General features: G+C 72.7%; 6 protein-coding genes. 3 read left to right on the forward strand and 3 right to left on the reverse strand.

From position 1 onward, the window contains the following. Positions 1–403 precede the first annotated feature (403 nt). From QM611_RS04700 to mtrA, 3 genes are read right to left on the reverse strand one after another with little or no spacing between them, the layout of a single operon-like run. Entirely contained in the window at positions 404–2,080 is a 1,677-nt protein-coding gene (locus tag QM611_RS04700) for an LpqB family beta-propeller domain-containing protein (protein ID WP_415078745.1), read from the reverse strand. Next, entirely contained in the window at positions 2,077–3,747 is a 1,671-nt protein-coding gene (gene mtrB, locus QM611_RS04705; RefSeq protein WP_415078746.1) for an MtrAB system histidine kinase MtrB, read from the reverse strand. The genes QM611_RS04700 and mtrB overlap by 4 nt, the downstream gene beginning before the upstream one ends. Before the next feature lie 6 nt (positions 3,748–3,753). Then, positions 3,754–4,434, reverse strand: a complete 681-nt coding sequence (gene mtrA / locus QM611_RS04710; RefSeq protein ID WP_415078747.1) for an MtrAB system response regulator MtrA — start codon at positions 4,432–4,434, stop codon at positions 3,754–3,756. A 151-nt stretch (positions 4,435–4,585) separates the two neighbouring features. On the opposite strand from mtrA, the gene QM611_RS04715 reads away from it, so the two are divergent. The 3 genes from QM611_RS04715 to QM611_RS04725 all read left to right on the forward strand — a co-directional run. Continuing rightward, entirely contained in the window at positions 4,586–5,899 is a 1,314-nt protein-coding gene (locus tag QM611_RS04715) for a glycerophosphoryl diester phosphodiesterase membrane domain-containing protein (RefSeq protein ID WP_415078748.1), read from the forward strand. Next, complete coding sequence (locus tag QM611_RS04720) at positions 5,896–6,561, forward strand: DUF4129 domain-containing protein (RefSeq protein ID WP_415078749.1); 666 nt, start codon at positions 5,896–5,898, stop codon at positions 6,559–6,561. The genes QM611_RS04715 and QM611_RS04720 overlap by 4 nt, the downstream gene beginning before the upstream one ends. Beyond that, on the forward strand, positions 6,558–7,553 hold a 996-nt coding region (locus QM611_RS04725), incomplete at its 3' end, for a DUF4350 domain-containing protein (protein ID WP_415078750.1). The genes QM611_RS04720 and QM611_RS04725, both read left to right, overlap by 4 nt.

Below are 7,553 nucleotides of genomic sequence, written 5' to 3' on the forward strand. Positions count from 1 at the left end.
CGCGGCACGGCACGCGGCGCACAGCGGCCGGCCGGGCGCGGCGCAGCCCGCGCAGTCGACCGGGAAGGCCAGCGCGAGGGCGTCGGCGAGCGCCTCGCGCGCCGACAGCAGAGCGGATGCCACGACCCCAGCCTGGCGGGCCGGCCGCCGCGGGCGGCGCGATTGTGCACAACCCGACCGCGCGCCCGGCTGTGCAGAACCGCCCGCCCGGTCGCCAATCGCACGGTCAGGCATCGAGCATGTCAGGGACGATGCGGGCATCTCGTCTCGGTGGCCACACCTTCCCTGACACGCAGCCAGGGCATGTCGGGGAAACGAAGGGTGGCAGCCGTGCTGAGCCGCATCGTCCCTGACATGCGCGGCGGGGGCCGGGTTCGCGAAGGGCGGGGGCGGGAGTGCGGGACTAGCGAGGAGAGCCCTGCTGCGTCGCCAGCACGATGATGCCGTCCGCCGTCGCCCGCCAGCGCGTCCCCGCCTTCGTGAACATCGTGCCCTCGTCGTCGCGCATCCGGATGGATGTCGTGCTTCCCGCGATCGCTGTCACCCGCACGCCGGTCGGGCCGCTGGCCGTCGTGGTCAGGCCGCCGACGGGCTGCGTCAGCACCGACGACGAGGCGCCGCCGCCCGCGACCACACCGACCGTCGTGTCGTCCAGCCACGTGACGGCGATGCCCGCGCTGGGCAGCGCGGCCAGTCGCCTCCACTGCGCAAGGCGCACGGGCGCGGAGCCGTCGCGAACCACCCCGGCAACCCACGCCTCGCTGCGGCCGCCGATGTCGACCAGCGCGACCATGCGCGTGCCGTCGCGCGACACCTGCATGCTCCTGATGCGCGACGCGCCACTCCACGCATCGGCAACCGATACCGCCGACCCGTCGGCGGCGAACGCGGTCACCGCGGCGGGGTTGTCCGCGGGCACCGTCCACACGTAGCCGAACGAGTCGATCACCGGGGCCACCAGGCCGTCGCGCGCGTCGAGCTGCTGATACCCCTGCTCTGCCGACATCCGCCCCACCGCGCCCGTCGGCACCTGCAGCGCGGCGACGTCGCGGTCGGGGCTGAGCGCGATGGCGGTGGGCTGCACTCCCGCGTCGCGCAGCGCCTCGGTGATGCCGGGGATGGGCTGCACCTCGTCGCCGGAGAGGAAACCGAAGCCCTCCGCGGTGAGCACGGCGGGGCGCGCGTCGACCCGCGTCGAGCGCACCGCCGCCGCCGAGACATCCACCTCGACCGTGCCGACCATCATGCGCGCGTCGCTCACGCTCGCCGACGCGAGAGTCGCCGCCACCTGCGCCTTCATACGCGACAGCTGGTCTGCGGGCAGATCGAGCACGCCGGAGTCGAGGTCGATGCGGGCCACCCCGTCGGTGACGGTGACGGCTCCGGGCGCGCGCAAATCGTCCGGGAACGCGGTCACGACAGAATCGGCGAGCCACGGGCTGGGCGCCCCGGTGATGAGCTCCCGCACGATGCGCGAGAGCGTGTTGTTGCGCATCGCGAACCAACGCACGTCCGGCACCAGGTACTGCCACGACGGGTCGAAGTACACCAGCGAATAGGCGCGGAACACGCGCGGAAACAGATCGCGGTCGATCACGATGCCGTCGCCGAGGGAGCTGATCCGCCACTCGCCGTCGGCGCGCTGCTCGAGCTCGAACTCCAGCGACGACGTGCCGGCGTCGGTCTCGTCGTAGCTGCCGGTCTCGTCGACGTCGGCGACGGGGCTCACCGACAGAACGAAGGAGCGATCGGATGTCTGCGTCAGCTGCCGGTCGGCGAAGTCGTCGATCGTCACTCCGGCGTCGGGCTTCCACGTTTCCCGCGCTGCCTCAGTGAGGAACTCCTGCGCGATCTCCCAGTTGCCGGCGGGGCTGGTGCCGGCCGCGATGAAGCCGTCCACGATCTGCTCGGGCGTGGCGCCTTGCTGCGGCAGCGCCGGGCGGAACGCCAGGTCGACCCATTCCGCCGCCTCCTCCGGCGCGAGTCCCGCCTGGACGGCGCCGGTCGTGGGCATCGCCGCGCACCCCGACAGCACGAGCGCGACGATCGCCGCGACCGCCGCCCCGAGAGCCTTCCTCATCGCGCCTCCTCTCCTCCTGGGCCCAGCACGTCGATGGGCTGGGTGTGGCCGAGGGCGTCCAGCGCCGCCGCAGAGTCGGGCTCCAGCGGCACGGGCGAACCCGCGCCCAGGCGCCCGTCGCGCCGCGGGAGGGTGAGCACGAAGTTCGTGCCGCGGCCTAGCTCGGACCACACCGCGAGGGTGCCACCGTGCAGCCGCGCGTCGCCCAGCGCGATCGACAGACCGAGACCCGTGCCGCCGATCGTGCGCTTGCGCGACGGGTCGGCGCGCCAGAACCGGTCGAACACGCGCTCGACGTCGTCGGGCGCCATCCCGAGCCCGTAGTCGCGGACGCCGAGCGCGACAGCTTGCTGGTCGCTGTCGACGGTGACCACGATCGGCCGGCCCTCGCCGTGCTCGATCGCGTTGCCGAGCAGATTGCGCACGATGCGGCGCACGCGGCGCGGGTCCATGTCGACGGGGCTGTACCCGCCGGGGGCGACGAGCCGCACGTCGCTGCCGCGCTGCTCGGCCAGCTGCGCCATCGACTCGATGACGTCCTCGGCGAGGTGGGCGAGGCTGGTCGGCTCCAGCTCCAGCTGCACCGATCCCGCGTCGTACCGGCTGATCTCCAGCAGGTCGTCCAGCAGCGTCTCGAACCGCTGCACCTGCGTGTGCAGCAGCTCGGCGGCGCGGGCGGTCGACGGGTCGAAGTCGTCACGGCGGTCGTTGACCATGTCGGCTCCGAGCCGGATGGTGGTCAGCGGAGTGCGCAGCTCGTGCGAGACATCCGAGACGAACCGCTGCTGCACCTGCGACAGCTCCGCGAGCCGCTTGATCTGTGCCTCGATGCTGTCGCCCATCGCGTTGAACGACCGGCCCAGCGTGGCCAGCTCGTCCTCTCCGCGCACCTCCAGCCGCACGTGCAGATCGCCCGCCGCCAGCCGTGCGCTCGTGTCGGCCGCCTCGGCGATCGGCTTGGCGACCGAGCGGACGACGAACCACGCGATGACGCCGATGAGCACCAGCAGCGCGACCCCGGCGATCCACAGCGTGCGCTGCACGAACTGGAGCGTCTCGTTGGTCGTGTCCAGGTCGTAGGCGAGGTAGATCTCGAACGTGCCGACGTCGGGAGTGGACAGCTGCTGGCCGACCGCGATGCCGGGCGAGCTCGGGCGGTCCGGCCACGAGAGCGCCACCGACTGCCACCACTGCGAGCCGGGCATCGAGCGCACGCTCTCGCGCAGACTGTCAGAGAGGATGCTCTGGTCGAACCCGGGCGAGGAAACGTCGGTCGACACCGCGGACGGCGTGGCGTCGACGCGCAGCAGCGCCCACATGTCGCTGGCCGACTGCCGGGCGATCTCCTCGCCGACCGTGTTCAGCAGCTGTTGGGTCGTGAACAGGTCGCCCTGCACGTCGGCGGAGTCGAAGATCTGCTGCGCCGACTGGGTGGCGCGCAGCGCGCTGCTGAGAACTTGGTCTTTGCGCGAGTCGAAGAGGTCGTTCTGGATGACAATCGACATCCACACCCCCGCGACGAGGATCGCGAGCATCGTCAGCGCGAGCGTGACGATGATCGTGCGGAACCGCAGCGAGCGCTGCCAGAGCCCGGTCAGCTGCTGGGGCCACTCGCGCCAGTCGCGCCAATCGGCTGCCGCGGCGGTCGTCGCGCTGGGCGCGGGCATGGCCGGTCAGATCGCGGCGCCGGCGCGGTAGCCGACACCGCGCACCGTCGTGACGATCTTGGGGTTGTCGGGGTCGGGCTCGACCTTGGCGCGCAGCCTCTGCACGTGCACGTTCACGAGCCGGGTGTCGGCCTTGTAGTGGTACCCCCACACCTGCTCGAGCAGCATCTCGCGGGAGAACACCTGCTGCGGCTTGCTCGCCAACGCCACGAGCAGCTCGAACTCCAGCGGCGTCAGCGCGATCGGGTCGTCGCCTCGCCGCACCTCGTGCGCGGCGACATCCACCGTCAGGTCTCCGATGCGCAGCACGTCCGAGCGGTCCTGCGCCGCCGGCCGCAGCCGCGTGCGGATGCGCGCGACGAGCTCCTTGGGGTTGAAGGGCTTGACAATGTAGTCGTCGGCGCCGGACTCGAGCCCCTTCACGACGTCGGACGTGTCGGTACGGGCGGTGAGCATGATGATCGGGATGCCGGACTCGGCACGCACGCGGGTGCAGATCTCGATGCCGTCCATTCCGGGAAGCATGAGGTCGAGCAGGATGAGGTCAGGCCGCTCCGACCGCCACGCCTCGACCGCGCGCGCCCCGTCGGCGCAGAACACGGTGTCGAAGCCCTCCGTGCGCAACACGATGCCGATCATCTCGGCCAGCGCAGTGTCGTCATCGACTACCAGGATGCGGGAAGTCATCGGGTGATTTTCGCCCTTCACGTTGGTATGCACAGAGTAGTGGACGACGCTGAGCCGACGCAGGACGACAGCCCGACACCCGCATGTGAAACGATGAATCAGCGGCCTTCGGCCTGCGAGCGGTGTCGACAAACGGCGTGGAGGGAGCAAGGTGAGCGCACAATCCGGCTGGAGACCGGCATCCCGTCCCGGGATCGTGCCCCTCCACCCGCTCGGCTTCGGCACGATTCTCGGCCGGTCGTTCACGGCACTGCGCCAGAACCCGAAGGTCCTGCTCGGGTTCGCGCTGTGCGTGCAGACCGTCGCGTACCTGATCCTGCTCGTCGCCGTCGGCGGCGTCGCGATCTGGGCGTTCTCGCGGCTGGACACCCTGATTGCCGGCAGCGACGAGTACAACGCCGTGATGGCCGGCGCCATCGCGCTCACGTCGGTCACCGCCGTCGTGTTCGGCCTGCTGCTGACGGCGCTCACCGTCGCCGTGCAGGGCGTCGTGATCGCCGACGTGTCGGGGGCCGTGGTGGCCGAAAAGCGCACGCTGCGCCAGCTGTGGACCCGGGTGAAGCCGGCGGTCTGGCGGCTGCTGGGCTACACGCTCCTGGTCACGCTCGCTGTCCTCGTCGTGCTCGGCCCCGTCACGCTCGCCCTGGTCGCGCTGGGGGTGCTGGGCGGCGGAGCGCTCGCTCTGGCGATCGTGCTCGGCGTCGTGCTGTTCATCGCGTTGATCCCGCTGTCGCTGTGGCTGACCGTGAAACTGCTGCTCGTGCCCGCCGTCCTCGTGCTCGAACACGCCACCATCCGCGGGGCGGTCGCCCGCTCGTGGACGCTGGTGCGCGGCCGGTTCTGGTCGACGCTGGGCATCATCGTCATCATCTCGCTCGCGATCGGCGTCGCGGCCCAGCTGGTCAGCGTGCCGTTCTCGATCCTGACCGCGATGCTCGGTGTCGTCATCGACCCGAACGGGGCCGACGCCCCCTCCGCGGTGATCGCCGCGATCATCACGACCGTCCTGGCGCAGGCGGTCACCCTGCTGGTGGAAGCGATGGGCATCGTCATCCAGGCCACCGCGACCTGCCTCGTCTACGTCGACTGCCGCATGCGCCACGAGGGGCTCGATCTCGACCTGCTCGCGTACGTGGAGAAGCGGGATGCCGGCGGGCGCGACCTGACCGACCCGTACACGCCGCACCCCGATCGCCCGCACCCGCCGCGCCCGCAGTACGCGCCGGCGCCTGGCGGATATCCGATGCCCGGCTACCCGCAGCCGGCCCCGTACCCGCAGCCGGGGCGCCCGCCGTACGCCGGGTACCCGCAGCCGGTCGCACAGCCCGCGCCGCCGCAACAGCCTTCGCCGCCGCAACAGCCCGGCGCGGCCTCGCCGCGCCCGCCGGCGACGCAGACCCCGCCGCCGCCCCCGTCGACCCAGTGGGCCGCGCCGGGCGGGGGGAACGGACAAGAGCAGCCGTGATCCCGAGCCGCTGGACTGCCGGCATCCCAGTCGTCCCCGACCCCGACGAGGCGCGCCGCTGGGCGGAGCAAGAGCTCGCCAAGCCCGAGTACGCGCAGGCCCAGCCGACCTGGTTCGACCTCGCCGCCCGCGAGGTCGGCGAGTTCATCGACCACCTGCTGCACCCGAGCGTGTCGGGCGGCTGGTCGGGGCTGCCGGCGGTGATCGCGATCGTGGTCGTGGTGGTCCTCGTGGTGGCCGCGATCCTGATCTGGGGCCGCCCGCGCGCGGCACACCGTTCGCGAGCGGCCGTGGCCGAGCTGTTCGGCGACGACGAGCGCTCGGCAGCACAGCTGCGGCGCGATGCCGCCGCGCGCGCGGCCGAGCAAGACTGGCAAGAGGCGATCGTGCTGCGCTTCCGCGCCCTCGCCCGCGGCCTCAGCGAGCGCGGCGTCGTCGATCCGGTGCCGGGCGCGACGGTGCACGCCTTCGCACGGGAGGCCGCGCGCGCCTTCCCTGCCGAGGGCCCGCGCGTGGAGCACGCGGCGACCGCGTTCGACGACGTGCGGTACTTGCGCCAGCCGGGCACCCCCGCGCTCTACGCTCTCGTTGCCGGCGTCGACGACGCCCTGGCCGCCGCGCGGCCGGCCGCCATGCCCGACCTCGCGGAGCTCACGCGATGACGGCCCCCGTGACGGCCGAGCGCGCGCCCCGCAGCCGCCGGCGCAGCGCGTGGGCGTGGACCGCCATCGGCGCCGTGCTGGTCGCCACCGGCGCCGTCGGCGCGATGCTCGCCGCGTCGGCCGAGTGGGCGCAGAAACAGCTCTTCGACCCCGACGGCGCGGGCCCCGACGGGGCGCGCGCGCTCGTCCAGCTGCTGCGCCAGCAGGGCGTCGAGGTGGAGGTGGCGCGCAGCCTCGACAGCGCCGAGCGCGCCCTCGGCGCCGACACGACTCTCGTGCTGCGCTCGAGCGCCGTCTTCTCCGACGACGCCGTGCTCGACCTCGTCGGCCGCGCGGGCGATGTCGTCCTCATCGACCCGTCGAGCCGCGACATCCGGCTCCTGTTCGACGGGGGAACGCGGGTTGGGATCGCGCCTGCCGCCCTCGTCGCTCCCGATTGCGCACAACCCGACGCCGCGCGTGCCGGCTCGGTCGTCCCGGGCGCGCTGTTCGCCTCAGAGGGCGCGAGCGTGGTCGGCTGCTATCCCGTGGACGACGGGTTCGGGCTCCTCGTGTCCGACCGCACGCCGACCGCGCGCGTCGCCGCCCTCGACGCGCGCGGCATCCTCACGAACGAGCATCTGGCCGCCGACGGCAACGCGGCGCTCGCCCTCGGGCTGGCCGGCCGCAACGCGAAGCTCGTGTGGTACATGCCATCGCCGCTGGACAGCGACCTCGGCGCATCGGCGCCGTCGCTTGCCGACCTCACCCCGCCGTGGGTCACGCCCGCGCTCGTGATGCTGTTGTGCGGGGCCGTCGTCGCCGGCGTGTGGCGCGGGCGGCGCTTCGGCCCGCTCGTCGCCGAGAAGCTCCCCGTCACCGTCCGCGCGTCCGAGACCATGCAGGGCCGGGCCCGGCTGTACGCGCGCTCGCGCGACGCGGCGCACGCGCTCGACGCCCTGCGGCTGGGCGCGGTGGACCGCATCGCGCGCCTGCTGGGGCTGGGCCCCTCC

The sequence above is a fragment of the Microbacterium sp. genome, from assembly GCF_047606685.1.
Lineage (GTDB): Bacteria > Actinomycetota > Actinomycetes > Actinomycetales > Microbacteriaceae > Microbacterium.